General features: G+C 58.9%; 15 protein-coding genes and 2 tRNA genes. 6 read left to right on the top strand and 11 right to left on the bottom strand.

Features of this window, described 5'->3' with window-relative positions:
* Positions 1 to 67 precede the first annotated feature (67 nt).
* Positions 68 to 430, top strand: a complete 363-nt coding sequence (locus tag DU29_RS0115705) for a diacylglycerol kinase (protein WP_028622517.1) — start codon at positions 68 to 70, stop codon at positions 428 to 430.
* Here the strand turns inward: DU29_RS0115705 and DU29_RS0115700 are convergent.
* Entirely contained in the window at positions 427 to 1,353 is a 927-nt protein-coding gene (locus DU29_RS0115700; RefSeq protein WP_028622516.1) for a LysR family transcriptional regulator, read from the bottom strand. The two genes, DU29_RS0115705 and DU29_RS0115700, sit on opposite strands and share 4 nt — an antisense overlap.
* 146 nt (positions 1,354 to 1,499) lie before the next feature.
* Between DU29_RS0115700 and fpr the strand changes: the two genes are divergently transcribed.
* Positions 1,500 to 2,279, top strand: a complete 780-nt coding sequence (gene fpr, locus DU29_RS0115695; protein WP_007947184.1) for a ferredoxin-NADP reductase — start codon at positions 1,500 to 1,502, stop codon at positions 2,277 to 2,279.
* 168 nt (positions 2,280 to 2,447) lie between these two features.
* On the opposite strand, the gene tsaA is transcribed toward fpr, so the two are convergent.
* From tsaA to rimO, 6 genes are all read right to left on the bottom strand, one after another.
* Entirely contained in the window at positions 2,448 to 3,146 is a 699-nt protein-coding gene (gene tsaA / locus DU29_RS0115690) for a tRNA (N6-threonylcarbamoyladenosine(37)-N6)-methyltransferase TrmO (protein WP_028622515.1), read from the bottom strand.
* A 168-nt stretch (positions 3,147 to 3,314) separates the two neighbouring features.
* On the bottom strand, positions 3,315 to 4,085 hold the full coding sequence (locus DU29_RS0115685; protein ID WP_028622514.1) for an SDR family oxidoreductase: 771 nt from the start codon (positions 4,083 to 4,085) through the stop codon (positions 3,315 to 3,317).
* Between the two features lie 223 nt (positions 4,086 to 4,308).
* On the bottom strand, positions 4,309 to 4,779 hold the full coding sequence (locus DU29_RS0115680) for a DUF1456 family protein (protein ID WP_028622513.1): 471 nt from the start codon (positions 4,777 to 4,779) through the stop codon (positions 4,309 to 4,311).
* 76 nt (positions 4,780 to 4,855) lie between these two features.
* Positions 4,856 to 5,566, bottom strand: a complete 711-nt coding sequence (locus DU29_RS0115675) for an rRNA pseudouridine synthase (protein ID WP_028622512.1) — start codon at positions 5,564 to 5,566, stop codon at positions 4,856 to 4,858.
* Positions 5,567 to 5,753: 187 nt separating this feature from the next.
* Entirely contained in the window at positions 5,754 to 6,227 is a 474-nt protein-coding gene (locus DU29_RS0115670; protein ID WP_028622511.1) for a GNAT family N-acetyltransferase, read from the bottom strand.
* Positions 6,228 to 6,338: 111 nt separating this feature from the next.
* Positions 6,339 to 7,676 carry a 30S ribosomal protein S12 methylthiotransferase RimO gene (gene rimO / locus DU29_RS0115665; protein WP_028622510.1) on the bottom strand — a complete coding sequence of 446 codons (1,338 nt, stop codon included), beginning with the start codon at positions 7,674 to 7,676 and terminating at the stop codon, positions 6,339 to 6,341.
* 288 nt (positions 7,677 to 7,964) lie between these two features.
* Here rimO and DU29_RS0115660 point away from each other — a divergent pair, with 288 nt between their 5' ends.
* The 3 genes from DU29_RS0115660 (at position 7,965) to DU29_RS0115650 (ending at position 10,630) form a co-directional block, all read left to right on the top strand.
* On the top strand, positions 7,965 to 9,866 hold the full coding sequence (locus DU29_RS0115660) for a potassium transporter Kup (protein WP_028622509.1): 1,902 nt from the start codon (positions 7,965 to 7,967) through the stop codon (positions 9,864 to 9,866).
* A gap of 174 nt (positions 9,867 to 10,040) precedes the next feature.
* Entirely contained in the window at positions 10,041 to 10,331 is a 291-nt protein-coding gene (locus tag DU29_RS0115655; protein WP_028622508.1) for a Phd-YefM, read from the top strand.
* Positions 10,332 to 10,342: 11 nt separating this feature from the next.
* Complete coding sequence (locus DU29_RS0115650; RefSeq protein WP_028622507.1) at positions 10,343 to 10,630, top strand: type II toxin-antitoxin system RelE family toxin; 288 nt, start codon at positions 10,343 to 10,345, stop codon at positions 10,628 to 10,630.
* 54 nt (positions 10,631 to 10,684) lie between these two features.
* Here the strand turns inward: DU29_RS0115650 and DU29_RS0115645 are convergent, their stop codons facing one another.
* From DU29_RS0115645 to DU29_RS0115630, 4 genes are all read right to left on the bottom strand, one after another.
* Positions 10,685 to 11,974, bottom strand: coding sequence for a virulence factor family protein (locus DU29_RS0115645; protein WP_028622506.1), 1,290 nt, complete (start codon positions 11,972 to 11,974; stop codon positions 10,685 to 10,687).
* The gene (mprF, locus tag DU29_RS0115640) at positions 11,974 to 14,616 is read right to left on the bottom strand and encodes a bifunctional lysylphosphatidylglycerol flippase/synthetase MprF (RefSeq protein ID WP_028622505.1); all 2,643 of its coding nucleotides are present in this window, start codon (positions 14,614 to 14,616) and stop codon (positions 11,974 to 11,976) included. Before mprF ends, DU29_RS0115645 begins: the two co-directional genes overlap by 1 nt.
* Positions 14,617 to 14,892: 276 nt before the next feature.
* Positions 14,893 to 14,969 (bottom strand) — tRNA-Met (locus tag DU29_RS0115635).
* A gap of 216 nt (positions 14,970 to 15,185) precedes the next feature.
* Positions 15,186 to 15,262 (bottom strand) — tRNA-Met (locus DU29_RS0115630).
* 300 nt (positions 15,263 to 15,562) lie between these two features.
* Here DU29_RS0115630 and dinB point away from each other — a divergent pair.
* Positions 15,563 to 16,624, top strand: coding sequence for a DNA polymerase IV (gene dinB, locus DU29_RS0115625; protein ID WP_028622504.1), 1,062 nt, complete (start codon positions 15,563 to 15,565; stop codon positions 16,622 to 16,624).
* The last annotated feature ends 63 nt before the right edge of the window (positions 16,625 to 16,687 follow it).

Below are 16,687 nucleotides of genomic sequence, written 5' to 3'. Positions count from 1 at the left end.
GTCTTCACGCTTTTTTGACTTTGGTTCATCTAGCTTTCCCACTCTCTTTTGGTCAGTTGCCCACTCTATGTCTCCTTTCAAAGGCCAGACCGGCCTGAAACGCATCCTCAATGCCTCCGGTTATTCACTGGATGGGCTGCGCGCCGCCTTCACCGGTGAAGCTGCTTTTCGACAATTGGTGTTGCTCAACGTCGTTTTGATTCCGCTGTCGTTTTTTTTGAATGTCAGCCGCGTCGAGCAGGCGCTGCTGATCGCCGTGTGTCTTCTGGCCTTGATCGTGGAGTTGCTCAACTCTGCGGTCGAAGCGGCGATCGACCGTATCTCGCTGGAATTACACCCACTGTCGAAAAACGCCAAGGACATGGGCAGCGCCGCGCAGTTTGTGGCACTGACCATGATCGGTCTGGTGTGGGCATTGATTCTGCTTTAAGCAATATTAGGCAATACGATCTCGTCGCTGCGCTGCACCCCGGCGGTGAAGGCGCGGCAGAGGTCGAGGAATTCGCGCATTGCCGAGGTCTGGTATTTCTGTTTGTGCCAGATGAAGTAGAACTGCCGGGCGAGGTCCAGATCCGGCGTTTCCACCGGCACCAAGCTGCCACGGCGAAATGCGTCGCGTAGCGCCAGTCGTGATATGCAACCAATCCCCAAGCCTGATTCCACCGCGCGTTTGATCGCTTCGGTGTGCTCCAGCTCGAGACGAATATTCAACCCGCTGCGGTGATGACGCATGGCCTGGTCGAAGGTCAGTCGCGTGCCTGAGCCCTGTTCGCGCAAGATCCACGCTTCCTGGCTAAGTTCGTCCATCGTCGCTGCGCCGCGCTTGGCCAGCGGATGTTGCGGCGCGCAGAACACCACCAGCTCATCTTCGACCCAGCTCTGCACTTCGATGTCCGGGTGGCTGCAATCGCCCTCAATCAGACCCAGATCAATTTCGTAGTGGGCGACTTGTTGCACGATGTTGGCCGTGTTCTGAACGTGCAGCTTCACCTGGCTTTCCGGGTGGCGCTGCATGAAACTGCCAATCAACAAGGTCGCCAGGTAATTGCCGATGGTCAGGGTGGCGCCTACCGCCAGCGAGCCGAAACCGGACTTGCCGGCGAGCAGGTCTTCGATCTCCTTGGCCTGATCGAGTAACGCCACAGCTTGTGGCAACAGCTGTTTACCGAGGGCGTTGAGGCTAAGCCGTTTACCGGCGCGATCAAACAGCTGGCAGCTGGACTGGCGCTCCAGTTCGGTGATCGAGGTGCTCGCCGCCGATTGTGAGAGGTTGAGAAAGCCCGCAGCACGGGATACGCTTTCCTGCTGAGCGACGGCGACGAATACTTGAAGTTGACGGAGAGTAAATCGCATATCTATATAACCGATAACCCTTATCTTAATAATCCATTTAACAGATATTGTTACTGCTATTAGAATGCGATGCAATTGCGCGCAACTGTTTTTCAAGCAGCAGGCGCCCAGCACGCGCAGACCAAATTCCCAGGAGTCCCACGTACATGAGCAACATGAACCACGAGCGTGTCCTCAGTGTTCATCACTGGAACGACACTCTGTTCAGCTTCAAGTGCACCCGCGATCCGGGCCTGCGCTTCGAGAACGGTCAGTTCGTGATGATCGGCCTGCAACAGCCCAACGGCCGGCCGCTCATGCGCGCCTACTCGATTGCCAGCCCCAACTGGGAAGAGCATCTCGAGTTTTTCAGCATCAAGGTCCCTGATGGCCCGCTGACTTCCCAGTTGCAGCATCTTAAGGAAGGCGACGAGATCATTATCAGCAAGAAGCCTACCGGTACGCTGGTTCTGGATGACTTGAAGCCTGGCAAACATTTGTACCTGCTCAGCACTGGTACCGGTCTGGCGCCGTTCATGAGCGTCATCCAGGACCCGGAGACCTACGAGCGTTTCGAGAAAGTGATCCTGTGCCACGGCGTGCGTTACGTCAACGAAGTCGCTTACCGCGAGTTCATCACCGAGCACCTGCCGCAGAACGAGTTCTTCGGCGAGTCCCTGCGTGACAAATTGATCTACTACCCGACGGTGACCCGTGAGCCGTTCGAGAACGAAGGGCGTCTGACCGACCTGATGCGCAGCGGCAAACTGTTCAGCGACATCGGTCTGCCACCGATCAACCCGCAGGACGACCGCGCCATGCTGTGCGGCAGCCCGAGCATGCTCGACGAGACCAGCGAAGTGTTGAACAGCTTCGGCCTGAAAGTTTCGCCCCGTATGCGCGAGCCGGGTGATTACCTGATCGAGCGAGCGTTCGTCGAGAAGTGACCGCAGGTCACTTGTAGGAGCTGGCTTGCCAGCGATGGATTTCAAGGCGCCGCGTTTAATCAATACACACGCGGTATCGTGAACGACCATCGCGAGCAAGCTTGCTCCTACACGAACAAAAAGCCCGCGCACCTCATTAGGCTGCGTGGGCTTTTGCGTTTTCGGCGTTCAGACTTTTGCGGGAATAACTTCCAGGACCCGGATCAGACCCGCCTCGGGGTAATGCCAACGCACATCCACATTCCACAATTGTGCGCCGTATTCGCGCTCCGGCACCGGCGTTTGATACGCAGGGCGCGGATCTTGCGCCAGGCATTGCTCAATCAGGGCTACCAAGGGCTCGTCAAGGCGCTGAGCATGCTCGTGAGCCTGGATCAGCGCCGCGTCCGTCCACTGCACAGGAATCAGCTGCGGCGCTGCGCTGGCGATGGTGTTGGTGGCCGATTCGATGATGTCGGCGTAGGGCACGTACGGCTTGATGTCGAGAATCGGCGTGCCGTCGAGCAGGTCGATTCCTGATATCCACAGCCGATCAGCAGCCACCTTGTCCAGTTTGACCACGGATTGGCCAATACCATTGGGCCGATGGGTCGCACGGGTGGCGAAGACGCCCATGGATTTGTTGCCGCCGAGGCGAGGAGGGCGGACTTTCAGGCGCGGCTTTTCCTCCAGCGCCTGATGAAACAGGAACAGCAGCCAGACATGGCTGACCTGCTCGAGCCCTTGCACGGCATCGCCCTGATCGAAAGGCGCGACCAGTTCCAGGACACCGCGAGCGGCCGGGGCCAGTTGTGGCTGGCGCGGGATGGCGAACTTCTCCTTGAAGCAGGAGCGCACGAAGCCGATCGGGGAAACGCTGTAGGTCATGGTCTGGAGTCGAGGCGGGAATCAGGGCGGGGATGATAACCCGATCAACTTGAATTCAGTGCTGCCGGTGCCGGCCCCTTCGCGAGCAGGCTCGCTCCCACAGGTGATCTATGGTGCAAAGGAGATCCAGTGTGGGAGCGAGCCTGCTCGCGATGGCCGCAACGCGGATTACAGACTGAACCCACCATCCAGCGGAATAATATTCCCGGTCATATACGCTCCGGCCGTGCTCGCCAGACTGATCGCCAGCGCCGCCATCTCTTCCTCGCGCCCCCAGCGCTTCATCGGGATCAGCGCGGAATCCTCCGCGAGCGCCTGCTCATCGTTGCCAATGTGCTGAGTCATCTTGCTCGGGAAACGTCCCGGTGCGATCACGTTGACGTTGATGTGCTGACCGACCAGCTCCCGCGCCAGAATTCGCGACAATTGATGCAGCGCTGCCTTGCTCGGCCCATACGCGTAAGCCTGTTCGCCGAAGGACGAGATCGCCGCCACCGAGCCGATGTTGATGATCCGCGCCGGATTCGCGGCCGAGCCGGCCTTGCGCAGCAGCGGCAGGAACTGCTGGATGCAGTTGAACACCGAGGTCACGTTGAGCTGCATGACCTTCTCCCAGCCCTTCACCGGATAACTTTCCAGGGGTGCACCCCATGTGGTACCGGCGTTGTTGACCAGGATGTCGAGATGCGTGATCTGTTGGCTCAACCGCGTGGCGAGTTGCTGAACGCCTTCTTCGGTAGCGAGGTTGGCTGCGACACCGTGGCATCGGCCAAGCGCAGTGAGTTCGTCAGCCGTTTGCTGGCAGGCTTCGGCATCGCGCGAACAGACGTAGACGGTGGCACCTGCTTCGACATAAGCCTTGGCGATCATCTTGCCGATACCACGGGTGCCGCCGGTCACCAGTGCGGTCCGGCCTTGCAGGGAAAAGTATGAGTGCATGGCGAATCCTGAGAGCTGAAGATAATTACACCCTAGTCGTCAGCCGCGTGAAGCGGAGCCATTATTTTTGCGGGGAATGGGGGGGCATACAGCGTTCCATCAATGCCGACTCGTGGGAGCAAAGCTTGCTCGCGATAGCGATCTCACGAATGTCATCGCGAGCAAGCTTTGCTCCCACCGCGCTTGGAAGTCGCCGTCGTCGGCAACCTCGCTCCTGCGGCGATTATTGCGGGCGAACGCGCAGAGTGAGGCCCTTAAGGAAGTTACGCAGCAACTGATCGCCGCACGGACGATAGTTGGTGTGGCCGAACTTGCGGAACAGTGCGCTCAGTTCTGGCTTGGACACCGGGAACTCGGAAGCTTTGAGAATGGCGTGCATGTCGTCTTCCTTGAGTTCAAAGGCGACGCGCAGTTTCTTCAGGATGATGTTGTTGGTTACCGGCGTTTCGATCGGCTGCGGCGGACGGCTTTCGTCCTTGCCGCGTTTGAAGGTCACCAGACCATCGAGGAAATGCGCCATGACTTCGTCGGGGCAACGTACGAAGCCTTCTTCGTCTTCCTCTTTCTTGTCGAGGTACGTCTGCAGATCTTCGAGGCTCACGTCCATGCCGCCGAGCTTGATGATCTCAATGACTTTCTTGTCGCTGATGTCGAGCATGTAGCGCACGCTGCGCAGTACGTCGTTATGAATCATGTTGTGCAATCCTGATATTCAGCAGTGGGCGCCGCTTACACAGCGACGCCGAAAAAGTGGGGCGGCGTGACAAGTCTTAGAACTTCTCTTTGCCGGACAGGTAGCGCCATTGGCCCAGTGGTACTTTGCCAATGGACACGCCACCGATGCGGATGCGACGGATGGCAACGACCTTCAGGCCTACGGCCTGGCAGAACAGGGCGATGACCCCCGGTTGCGGGTTCTTCATCGCAAAGCGCAGACGGTTTTCGTTCTGCCAGCTGGCTTTCACCGCCGGCAGCTCCTTGCCCTTGTACGTCAGACCGTGATTCAGGCGGTTGAGGCCGTGAGCCACCATCTCGCCTTCAACTTCGACCACGTATTCCTGCTCGATTTTCGCGGCATCGGCGGTGAGCTTGCGCAGGATCTTCCAGTCCTGAGTGAACACCAGCAAGCCGCTGGCATTGGCCTGCAAGTCGGTGCTGGCGGTCAGGCGCAGGAAGTGGCCCTTGAGCGGACGTTTGCTGAAGCGGTGTTCCTCGCTCAGGGTTTCAGCGCTGATGGACGCCATGGCCGTTTCCGCATCCATGTCTGCGGGGACGTTGAACAGGATGGTCACTGGCTCCGGTGCCGTGGCCTTGGCTTCAGGGTCGAGCTCGACTTTTTGCGTATCGACCTTGAATTGCGGCTCGTCGATGACTTCACCGTCCACGGTGACCCAGCCGCCCTCGATGAACAGCTCAGCCTCCCGACGGGAACAGCCGACGAGTTCGATGAGGCGTTTGGAGAGACGAATCGGGTCAGTCATGACAGGGCCGTAACAAAAAAGGGGTGAGCATTGTACCTGCCTGGCGCCGGTTAATCGCGGGTCCATTTCAGTACGGCTGAATTTCCTGTGGGAGCTGGCCTGCCAGCGATTGCATCACCTCCGTGTATCTAACAAACCGTAGCGTCTGCATCGCTGGCAGGCCAGCTCCCACAGGGGTTCTATGGTGTCAGGCATGTTGTGAGCGCTGCTGATTTTGGCGCATCCGCATATGCAGCAACGGATAAGGCTGATCCATCCCATCCACTTCAGAACGTCCGACCACCTCAAAACCCTGCTTGAGGTAGAACGCCAGCGCCTGCGTATTCTGCTCGTTGACGTCCAGCTGATCAGCGTTGAACTGCTCCATGGCGTAGCGCAGCAATTGTTTGCCCAGGCCTTGGCCACGATGCGCCGGATCGATGAACAGCATTTCAATCTTGCCCGCAGCAACTCCGGCAAAACCGGTGATGCGCTGCCGCGCGTCTTTGGTGCAGACCAGCATCACCGCATCAAGGTAGCGGGTCAGGACCAGATTTTTCAGCAGTTCAATGTAGCTTTCCGGCAGAAAGTCATGGGTGGCGCGCACCGAGGCTTCCCATACCCGCGTGAGTTCCTCGTAGTCGCGCTGTCTCGGCGTGTGGATGACCGAATGTTGGCCCATGGCCGGGGCTCCTTGAGTCGTTGATGTCATGCGTCCTTTTCACCCTCAAACGATAGACCTAAAAAAGCCCCGCATCTCGCCAGGAGAGCAGGGCTTTCGTATTTTTCGCGTTTAGATCTGTTCAGCCCACAGGTCGTATTCGTCAGCGTCGGTCACTTTGCACCAGACTTTATCGCCCGGTTTCAGGTTGCTGCCGTTATCGATGAACACGTTGCCGTCGATTTCCGGGGCATCGAAGAAGCAGCGGCCGACCGCGCCTTGCTCGTCGACTTCATCGACCAGCACTTCGATTTCGCGGCCGACGCGCATTTGCAGGCGTGCCGAGCTGATCGCTTGCTGGTGCGCCATGAAGCGGTCCCAGCGATCTTGCTTGACGTCGTCCGGTACGATGTCCAGGTCCAGCAGATTGGCCGGCGCGCCTTCAACCGGCGAGTACTGGAAGCAGCCGACGCGGTCGAGCTGGGCTTCGGTCAGCCAGTTCAGCAGGTACTGGAAATCTTCTTCGGTTTCGCCGGGGAAGCCGACGATGAAGGTCGACCGGATGATCAGGTCCGGGCAGATCTCGCGCCAGTTCTTGATGCGCGCCAGGGTCTTGTCTTCAAACGCCGGGCGTTTCATCGACTTGAGGACTTTCGGGCTGGCGTGCTGGAATGGGATATCCAGATACGGCAGGATTTTCCCGGCAGCCATCAGCGGAATCAGCTCGTCGACGTGCGGGTACGGGTAAACGTAGTGCAGACGCACCCACACACCGAGCGTGCTCAACGCTTCGCACAGTTCGGTCATGCGGGTTTTCACTGGCATGCCGTTCCAGAAACCAGTGCGGTATTTCACGTCGACGCCGTAAGCGCTGGTGTCTTGCGAAATCACCAGCAGCTCTTTGACGCCGGCCTTGACCAGGCGCTGAGCCTCGTCGAGCACGTCGCCGACCGGACGGCTGACCAGTTTGCCGCGCATCGAGGGGATGATGCAGAAGCTGCAGCTGTGGTTGCAGCCTTCGGAAATCTTCAGGTAGGCGTAGTGACGCGGGGTCAGCTTGATCCCTTGCGGCGGCACCAGATCGATCAGCGGGTTGTGGTCCTGACGCGGCGGCACGGCGTCATGCACGGCGTTGACCACTTGCTCGTACTGCTGCGGACCGGTCACGGACAGCACGCTTGGGTGAATCTTGCGAATGTTGCCTTCTTCCACACCCATGCAGCCGGTGACGATGACCTTGCCGTTTTCCTTGATCGCTTCGCCAATCACTTCCAGCGACTCGGCCTTGGCCGAATCGATGAAACCGCAGGTGTTGACCACCACGACGTCGGCGTCCTGGTAAGTGGACACGACGTCATAGCCTTCCATGCGCAGCTGGGTAAGGATGCGCTCGGAGTCGACCAGTGCTTTGGGGCAACCCAGGGATACGAAGCCAACCTTTGGATTGGCCGGCGCGGGAGCTGTGGACATGTCTAACCTCGGTATTTGTGACGCCTGATGCCGAGGGCGGCAAGGCGGCTGACGGGCACTTGGCATGCCTCTGATCAAAAAGTGCGCAATTCTAGCGATGAGGCGCGCACTTGACCAGCTTTATGCAGGGAAATACGACGAGTGCTGCGCTATGCTTCGCGGTTTTGAGCTTTATCGATTTTTCGCAGTCAACAAAACGTCTGTAACAGCAAGTAAAACAGCGCATGCTGCGCAGCAAAGCATAGTGCTTCTTCCGAAGAAGTCCGGTCTGGGTATCAGGAGTGTGGGATGGGTCAGGCAAGTAGTCAGACGGCGGGCGCGGAACATTCGGCGGCGAAGCCGATCGGCATGTTGGTCGCAGCGGTCGGGGTAGTTTATGGCGACATCGGCACAAGCCCGCTGTACACCCTCAAGGAAGTGTTTTCCGGAGGTTACGGCGTGCCCGTCAACCATGATGGCGTGCTGGGGATTCTGGCGCTGATTTTCTGGTCGCTGATCTGGGTGGTCTCGATCAAATACATGATGTTCGTGCTGCGCGCCGACAATCAGGGCGAGGGTGGCATCATGGCCTTGACCGCGCTGGCTCGGCGCGCGGCGGCAGGGCATGCAAAGTTGCGCAGCCTGCTGGTGGTTTGCGGGCTGATCGGCGCGGCGCTGTTTTACGGCGACAGCATGATCACCCCGGCGATTTCTGTGCTGTCGGCGGTAGAGGGCCTGGGTTTGGCGTTCGATGGCATCGACCATTGGGTGGTGCCATTGTCGCTGATCGTGCTGGTCGCGCTGTTTTTGATTCAGCGCCACGGCACTGCGCGAATCGGCATCCTGTTCGGACCGATCATGGTCACCTGGTTTTTGGTGCTGGGCGCGCTGGGGGTCTACGGCATCCAGCAACACCCGGAAGTATTGCAAGCGATGAACCCGGTCTGGGCCGTGCGCTTTTTTGTCGTGCATCCAGGCATGGGCGTAGCGATCCTTGGCGCCGTGGTGCTGGCATTGACCGGCGCCGAGGCACTGTACGCCGACATGGGACACTTCGGCCGCAAGCCGATTGCCCGCGCCTGGTTCATTCTCGTGTTGCCGGCGCTGATGCTGAATTACTTCGGGCAGGGCGCACTGCTGCTCGGCGACCCGGAAGCGGCGCGCAACCCGTTCTATCTGCTGGCGCCAAGCTGGGCGCTGATTCCATTGGTCGGCCTGTCGACCATGGCCACGGTGATTGCTTCGCAAGCGGTGATCTCCGGAGCGTTTTCCCTGACCCGTCAGGCGATCCAGCTCGGCTACATTCCGCGCATGCACATCCAGCACACTTCCAGCGCCGAACAGGGCCAGATCTATATTGGCGCGGTGAACTGGTCGCTGATGGTTGGCGTGATCCTGCTGGTGCTCGGTTTCGAGTCCTCCGGCGCGCTGGCTTCTGCGTACGGCGTGGCCGTGACCGGCACCATGCTGATGACCACCATCCTGGTGTCGGCGGTGATCCTGCTGCTGTGGAAATGGCCGCCGATTCTTGCGGTCCCGCTGTTGCTCGGTTTCCTGCTGGTGGACGGTCTGTACTTCGCCGCCAACGTGCCGAAAATCATTCAGGGCGGCGCGTTCCCGGTGATCGCCGGTATCGCACTGTTCGTCCTGATGACCACCTGGAAACGCGGCAAACAGCTGCTGGTCGAGCGCATGGACGAGGGCGGGCTGCCGCTGCCGATTTTCATCAGCAGTATCGCCGTGCAACCGCCGCATCGCGTTCAGGGCACCGCCGTATTCCTCACCGCCCGCCCGGACGCTGTGCCCCACGCGTTGCTGCACAACCTATTGCATAACCAGGTGTTGCACGAACAAGTGGTGCTGCTGACGGTGGTATACGAAGACATCCCGCGCGTACCTCCGACCCGTCGCTTCGAGGTCGAGTCCCACGGTGAAGGCTTCTTCCGGGTGATCCTGCACTTCGGCTTCGTCGACGAGCCGGATGTGCCGCAAGCGCTGACATTGTGTCACCTGAGCGACCTCGATTTCAGCCCGATGCGTACCACCTACTTCCTCAGCCGCGAAACGGTCATCGCCTCCAAACTCGAGGGCATGGCCCGCTGGCGCGAGGCGTTGTTCGCGTTTATGTTGAAGAACGCCAATGGCAATTTGCGTTTCTTCAATCTGCCGCTGAATCGGGTGATTGAGTTGGGGACGCAGGTGGAGATGTAAGGCTGCGGCATCAAAAAGCCCCCATTGCCGTGAAGGTGGTGGGGGCTTTTTTGTGCGCGGGCGTTGACAGGCGGTCGCTCATGCTCGTCTGATGGTTGCTGAATGTCTAATTCAACGCGATACTTTGCGTAGAACTCTGTGTTCTATTTTGCATTTCTATGTAGAGAGGTGAGTATGACGGCATTACTAGAGCGTGCTGACCAAGCGATATCTGTAACAGCGATGGTCAGGGGCTTCAGCGCGAGGCTTAAGGAGATTTCCAGTCGCGCCACTGAGCGATTGGTCATTTTCAAAGACAATCAACCAGTAGCGGTGATTATCAATGTCGATGCCTATCAGGAAATGCTCGACGAGCTGGATGACCTTCGGATTGAAGTTGCCGCTCGCGAACGCTTGACCGGTTTTGATGAGGCTCAGGCAGTCAGCCATGACGATATGCGGGCACGGTACGCCAGAAAAGACTAAAGGAGCTGGGGATGGTGTGGGGCGTTATCTATCACCCGGATGTCCAAAAGGATCTGGACCTACTGGGAGCTGTTGCGGCAAATCGCATTCTGGATGTGATCGAAGAGCGGATTATCAATGGTGAGCCGGACAAGAGCGGTAATCCCCTGAGAGCCAGCCTCGCAGGTTGTAGAAGAATTCGAACTGGCGACACGCGGATTGTTTATCGAGTTAACGGGAAGGCGATCCAGGTATTGATTGTTGCGCTCGGTGCTCGACGTGACGCAGATGTTTATGACGCCGCAGAGCGTCGATTGTAAGCAAAAGCCCTCGTTGCCTTCACGGTAGCGGGGGCTTTTTGTTTGCGGCTCAGATTACTCTTGAACGACTTTACTCTGCCGCTTCTCGATGACGTCCACCAGCCGTTTGGCCAGCGCCGGGTAGTTCTCGTCAAAGTGATGGCCGCCCGGCAATTTGATCGCTTCGCCAACAGCCGTCTTGTCGGTGCAGCCGCTTTCATCGGCTTCTTCTTCACCGTAGATGCACACGACCTTAGCGGCGGGCAATTTGGCCATTTCCGGGCCGGTGGCGGCTTCTTTGCCGGCGTTGCCGAGCCAGCCTTGGACTTCGATTTCAAAGCTGCCTGTGCGGGCGAAGGCGAGCAGGATGATGGCGTCGATGCGCTGCTGCTCTGCCGTTTCCAGACGGTTGTAGATCGCCGGGAGGACATCGGCGCCGAAGGAGTAGCCAGTCAGGATGAAGCGTTTGGCGCCCCATTTTTGCCGGTAGTGCTGCATCCACTCGGTCAGGTCCAGCGCGCTTTGCTCGGGGCTCTTGTGCTGCCAGTAATAGCGCAGGGTGTCGATGCCGACGACCGGATAGCCAATCTTGGCCATTTCGCCTGCGACGTCTTTATCGAGATCCCGCCAGCCGCCGTCACCAGAAAGGAACAGGGTGACGGTGTCCTTGGCCTGACCCGCCGGCACTTCCACGACCGGGATCTGCAAGCCGCCAGCGGCCTTGTCGCCACCGACGAGAATCTTGCGCAGTTCATTGTTCAGCACCTGCGGCAAATTGATGTCGTAGTCGCTGATGCTGGTTTCGGCGTTCGGTTGGTCCCGTACGAAACCGGCGCTGGTGTCGTCCGGGTTGTCATTCCAGGCAACCAGCCAGTGGCCATGGGTCGCGCTTTTAGGCAGCAAGTGGGTGCAGCCGGGTTTTTCCAGGGCCAGGTCGACCGAGACAGCCTGAGCCTTGTTGTCCTTTTGCTCGGACAACCAGCGCCAGGCCAGCACAGCGCCCGGGCCGATACCACTGACCAGCGTCGCCGGGCTGTTCAGCGCTCGCAGACCGGTTTGCAGGGCACGACTTTGCAGTAGGCAGTCTGTCGGCAGGATGACCTGGACGATCTGTGCCGAGCCTGAGCGGCTCAGCGTCATCAATTGTTTGTCGCTGAGCTTCTGCTCGGCACTCACTGCCACCAGCACTTGCGCGCGCGGTGTGTTTCCGGGGATGACGCGGGTCATGGCAGGGCCGTCGGCCGCGGTCAGCGTTTCGAGTGTCGGTTCGGGTGCAGGGCGGTTCATGTACCAGTAAGTACCACCGACAATCAGGGCCAGCATCACCAGCGTGGCCAATACATAGCGCAAGGAGCGTCGAATCATCAGCGTTTCACCAATCCAGTCAGACCGCCGGCAATCAGGGCGGCAGTGTCGGCCAGCGCAACCAGCGGATCGAGTCCGGCGGGTACGGCCATATAACGGGGTTCCCAGTCTGGCTGGAACTTGTCTTTGAAGCGGCGCAAGCCCTGGAAGTTGTAGAGCTGCTCACCACGGCGGAACACCATCGAGCCCAGGCGCTGAGTCAGTGGTGCGCCACGCCGGGGCTGCAACCCCGACAGCGGCACCATGCCCAGGCTGAAGCGTGCGTAGCCATGACTCTTATAATGTTGAAGCAGGCCGACCATCATGAATTCCATGGTCAGCTTGGGGGCTTGCGGGTGTGCGCGCATCAGGTCAAGGCTGGCCAGATCGTGACTGTAGGTCTCAAGCAGGTTGGCGAACGCCACCGGACGTCCTTCGAAACGGATCACCGCAATGCGGAAATGCTTGAGGTAGTCGTCGCTGAAACGGCCAAGCGAGAAGCCTTTCTCGCGCACATTCTTGCCAGTGAGCCAGGCATCGGAAATCACCCTGAGCTCATCCATCGGCGCTTGCCCGGGTTCATGGATCTCCAGCGACAGGCCGTCGCGAGTGCCACGATTCCAGGTGTACCGAAGGTCTTTCATCTCTTTGCCTTTGGCTTCGAGATCAAAACGCACCAAATCGACCCGTGCCTCTTCGCCGAGTTTGATCGCGGTGAGGCCGATGTCCATGTAATAAGGGAGGTTCTCGGCGCGCACTTGATAGAACACGGGACGGGCGTGGTGCAGGTCGCACAGGTCACGGAACTGCCAGATCATTTCTGCGCGTTGCAGGCCGGGACCGATCGGATCGTATAAGGCCACCAGGCTGCGCCCCCGCCGCGCATACATCAGGAAGGCTTCGTCGTTGGGGTGAAACAGCAACGCCTTGTCACCGGTCAGGGCCAGGCCGCCATCCGGTTGCGCAGAAGCCATTAGGATCTTTGCCGCGCGATGCAGTTCATCCGGTGTCGGCAGGTGAATGACCGGGCGTGCAGTGCGCAGCAGCCAGGTCAGCGAGACCACCAGCAACAGCACGGCCGCGCCCAGTAGCGAGCGCAAACCGCGCGGTGCATCGGCGTCCAGGGTGAACTGCCACCACAGCTGATGGCTGTAAGGAACATCTTGATACGCAAACAGCAACAGCCAGATCGACGCGCCGAGTACGCACAGGCTCGAGACCAGATACAGCGGCGAAAAAGGCAGTTCAGTCAGGCGACTGGGCCGATAGAACGATCGCCGAAAAACGCCGAGCAAACTCGCAGTCAGGGTCATCAAGCAGGCTTCTTCCCAGTCGAAACCCTTGAGCAGGGAGAGCAGAGCGCCAACCAGCAGCAAAATGGTGGTCAGCATCCACGCGGCTGACAGGCGTCGACGCAAGCCCTGAGCCAGCAGCAGGCACAGCACACCGACCAGACTGGCGCCGAAGTGCGAAGCGTCGACTAATCGATGCGGGATCAGAAAACCGATATGTTCCAGGCGAGTGTCGATCTCCGGGGTCACGCCGGAAAACAACAGCACCACGCCGGACAGAAACACCAGCAAGGCAAGGATCGGTGCGGCCATGCCGGACGCTGCGCGAAGGCTTTGACGTGTCTGGAACAGGCGCTGGCCTTCGTTGATCAGCAGCAGCAAACAAGCGACCAGCAACGGCAGCACCACATAAATCAGCCGATAGAGCAGAAGCGCAGCAGCCAGCGGAGCGGCGCCAAGCTTGTCGGCGAAGGCGGCCAGCAGAATGGCTTCGAAGACGCCCACTCCGCCGGGCACATGGCTGAGCACGCCTGCAGCCAGAGCCAGCAGATACACCAGCAGGAACGCACCGAACGGTGGCGCTTCCGGCAGCAACAAATAAAGTACGGTCGCAGCGGCTGCAACATCGAGAGCGGTAATGATCAGTTGCAGCAAGGTCAGGCGGCGACCTGGAAGACGCAAGGTGCGGCGCCCGGCCTTGACCAGCAGATTGTCCGGGTAAGGTTGCTCCGGCAAGCGGCGACGATAGATACCGATGGCCAACGCGGCGAACAACACCAATACAGCGGCAGCGACTGTCCCCAGCAATGTTTGCGAAAAACCCAGCGCAGCGGAAGCCGCGGGCAGGTTGCTCAGTGTTGCGAGCGCCGCCAGCGGGGGCAGGGCGCAACCGAGCGAGAGACTGGCAAACACCGTCATGTGAGCGACTTCCGACGCTCCCAGGCCATGACGTGCGTATAGACGGTAACGAACCGAGCCACCTGACAGCATCGAAAGCCCGATGGCATTGCCTATCGCATAGGCGGTGAACCCGCCCAGTGCCAGAGTGCGCGGTGCCAGTGTCACGCGGGCATAGCGGCTGGCCGACCATTCGTATCCGAGCAGGATGATGAAACCGACAACAGTCGCCGCTACTGCACCGAGCAACGCCGGTTTGGGTACGTTGAGAATCGAGTCGTGCAGCGCGTACAAATCGAGTTCGCTGAGCAAATGACGACAGGCAATCAGCGCGATAGCGAACAACAGCAGCGTGACCGCCAGGCCGATGGGCTGACGGTATTTACTGACACGATCGAGCAAGCGCAAACGCTCGGCTTTGATCGGTTGTGTCGCGGTGACGGAGTCATGTGAATCAGACGAGTTGGCGCGCATCAATCACCTCTTGGATCGTGCGCGACAGAATGGGGGTATCCAGCCAAGTTACCAATCCCTGCAAGAAAAAATAATTCAAAATATTACGCTGCTCGCTGTCTATCGGCGATGGCGATGAAGCCTCGAGCGGGTGTCTTGTTCAGGTATCAGCGTAGTTTCAGTCTGGAAAAATGCTCTCCAAGACAGTGTGTCGAAGCGTGACATGTCATTGTTGCGGAACGACTTTTTCAGCGGACACAAAAAAGGCCACTCTTTCGAGTAGCCTTTTTTGATGTTTGGTTGCGGGAGCCGGATTTGAACCGACGACCTTCGGGTTATGAGCCCGACGAGCTACCAGACTGCTCCATCCCGCGTCTGTGTGGCGGCATTCTACAGACCAGCGGCGACGTGTCAACCGCTAATACTTAATAAGCGTCAATTACTTACGTATCGCGTCAAACGGTCGCAGGGGAGGGGTATGGTTGGAATCCCCCTAGTTCTCGCGGGCAAGGTGGGATCTTCGAACAAGCCTTCTACAAAACAGGCGCGCACAAAAAAGGCCACTCTTTCGAGTAGCCTTTTTTGATGTTTGGTTGCGGGAGCCGGATTTGAACCGACGACCTTCGGGTTATGAGCCCGACGAGCTACCAGACTGCTCCATCCCGCGTCTGTGTGTCGGCATTCTACAGAGGATCGCCGGGCTGTCAACCTGCGATTTGTATAAAACTGTTCAGGTTCAAGCGCTTAGCAAAAATCCAGTCTAGGGCGGCCGGGCTGAAAGGCGCGTATGGCAAGGGCTGCAGCTCTATTAGGCTGTGCGTGTCGATTGAGAAAATAAATTCATCGGTTACTCTTCCCACGCAGTACAAAGAAGATTCGCAGTACTGGTGCTATATACAGGTGTCAGTGAGATACTGCGCACCCTACGCACTTTGACTCCGTTTCCGCCTGATGAATGCTGCTTGATATGACACAGCGAAAAATCATCCACGTCGACTGCGACTGCTTTTATGCGGCCATCGAAATGCGTGACGACCCTCAGTTGGCCGGGAAACCGCTGGCGGTGGGCGGCTCGGCGGATCGCCGGGGGGTTATCGCTACCTGTAACTATGAAGCGCGGGCCTATGGCGTCCGTTCCGCGATGTCTTCGGGGCACGCGTTAAAACTGTGCCCGGACCTGACCATCGTCAAGCCGCGCATGGACGCATACAGAGAAGCATCGAAGGAAATCCACACGATCTTCCGCGATTACACCGAGTTGATCGAACCGCTCTCCCTTGATGAGGCTTACCTCGATGTTTCCGACAGTGCGCATTTCGGCGGCAGCGCCACGCGCATCGCTCAGGAGATCCGACGGCGCGTGTCCAACCAGTTGCACATCACCGTTTCAGCTGGCGTCGCGCCGAACAAATTTCTCGCCAAGATCGCCAGCGACTGGAAGAAGCCCAACGGCCTGTTCGTCATCACGCCCGATCAGGTCGAGGATTTCGTCAGCGGTCTGCCAGTCAGCAAGCTGCACGGCGTCGGCAAAGTCACCGCGGACAAACTGAGCAGGCTCGGCATCGTCGACTGCTCGCATCTGCGTGAGTGGAACAAGCTGGCGCTGGTGCGTGAATTCGGCAGCTTTGGCGAAAGACTCTGGAGTCTGGCCCGTGGGATCGATGACCGGCTGGTGCATAACGACAGCCGTCGGCAGTCCATTAGTGTCGAAAACACTTACGACGTCGATTTGCCGGATCTGGTCAGTTGCCTGGATAAATTGCCGGAGCTACTGGAAACCCTGGCGGGGCGAATGGCGCGCATCGATAGCAGCTACCGGCCGGGCAAGCCGTTCGTCAAAGTGAAATTTCACGACTTTACCCAAACCACGCTGGAGCAGGCCGGGGCAGGGCGGGATCTGGGGAGTTACCAGCTGCTGTTGACTCAGGCATTCAATCGCGGCGGGAAACCGGTGCGGTTGCTCGGGGTCGGGGTGAGGCTGGAGGATTTGCGCGGCGGGTTTGAGCAGATGGAGTTGTTTGAGCGGTGACAGCCAGAAACAAAAGATCGCAGCCTGCGGCAGCTCCTCCGGGGAAACGCATTCCGATGTAGG

The organism is Pseudomonas sp. Ant30-3 (assembly GCF_000690905.1).
In the GTDB taxonomy this organism is placed as follows: Bacteria; Pseudomonadota; Gammaproteobacteria; order Pseudomonadales; family Pseudomonadaceae; genus Aquipseudomonas.
Note: the sequence above shows the minus strand (reverse complement) of the source record. Positions and strands in the feature narration are given on the sequence as shown.

What these genes read in the sequence shown, in the direction of transcription:
- DU29_RS0115650 (WP_028622507.1), top strand. Translation starts at nt 10,343, where the DNA reads ATGGTGTGGGGCGTTATCTATCACCCGGATGTCCAAAAGGATCTGGAC.
- DU29_RS0115675 (WP_028622512.1), bottom strand. Translation starts at nt 5,566, where the DNA reads ATGACTGACCCGATTCGTCTCTCCAAACGCCTCATCGAACTCGTCGGC.
- DU29_RS0115685 (WP_028622514.1), bottom strand. Translation starts at nt 4,085, where the DNA reads ATGCACTCATACTTTTCCCTGCAAGGCCGGACCGCACTGGTGACCGGC.
- DU29_RS0115700 (WP_028622516.1), bottom strand. Translation starts at nt 1,353, where the DNA reads ATGCGATTTACTCTCCGTCAACTTCAAGTATTCGTCGCCGTCGCTCAG.
- dinB (WP_028622504.1), top strand. Translation starts at nt 15,563, where the DNA reads ATGACACAGCGAAAAATCATCCACGTCGACTGCGACTGCTTTTATGCG.
- tsaA (WP_028622515.1), bottom strand. Translation starts at nt 3,146, where the DNA reads ATGACCTACAGCGTTTCCCCGATCGGCTTCGTGCGCTCCTGCTTCAAG.
- fpr (WP_007947184.1), top strand. Translation starts at nt 1,500, where the DNA reads ATGAGCAACATGAACCACGAGCGTGTCCTCAGTGTTCATCACTGGAAC.
- mprF (WP_028622505.1), bottom strand. Translation starts at nt 14,616, where the DNA reads ATGCGCGCCAACTCGTCTGATTCACATGACTCCGTCACCGCGACACAA.
- DU29_RS0115680 (WP_028622513.1), bottom strand. Translation starts at nt 4,779, where the DNA reads ATGATTCATAACGACGTACTGCGCAGCGTGCGCTACATGCTCGACATC.
- rimO (WP_028622510.1), bottom strand. Translation starts at nt 7,676, where the DNA reads ATGTCCACAGCTCCCGCGCCGGCCAATCCAAAGGTTGGCTTCGTATCC.
- DU29_RS0115660 (WP_028622509.1), top strand. Translation starts at nt 7,965, where the DNA reads ATGGGTCAGGCAAGTAGTCAGACGGCGGGCGCGGAACATTCGGCGGCG.
- DU29_RS0115645 (WP_028622506.1), bottom strand. Translation starts at nt 11,974, where the DNA reads ATGATTCGACGCTCCTTGCGCTATGTATTGGCCACGCTGGTGATGCTG.
- DU29_RS0115670 (WP_028622511.1), bottom strand. Translation starts at nt 6,227, where the DNA reads ATGGGCCAACATTCGGTCATCCACACGCCGAGACAGCGCGACTACGAG.
- DU29_RS0115655 (WP_028622508.1), top strand. Translation starts at nt 10,041, where the DNA reads ATGACGGCATTACTAGAGCGTGCTGACCAAGCGATATCTGTAACAGCG.
- DU29_RS0115705 (WP_028622517.1), top strand. Translation starts at nt 68, where the DNA reads ATGTCTCCTTTCAAAGGCCAGACCGGCCTGAAACGCATCCTCAATGCC.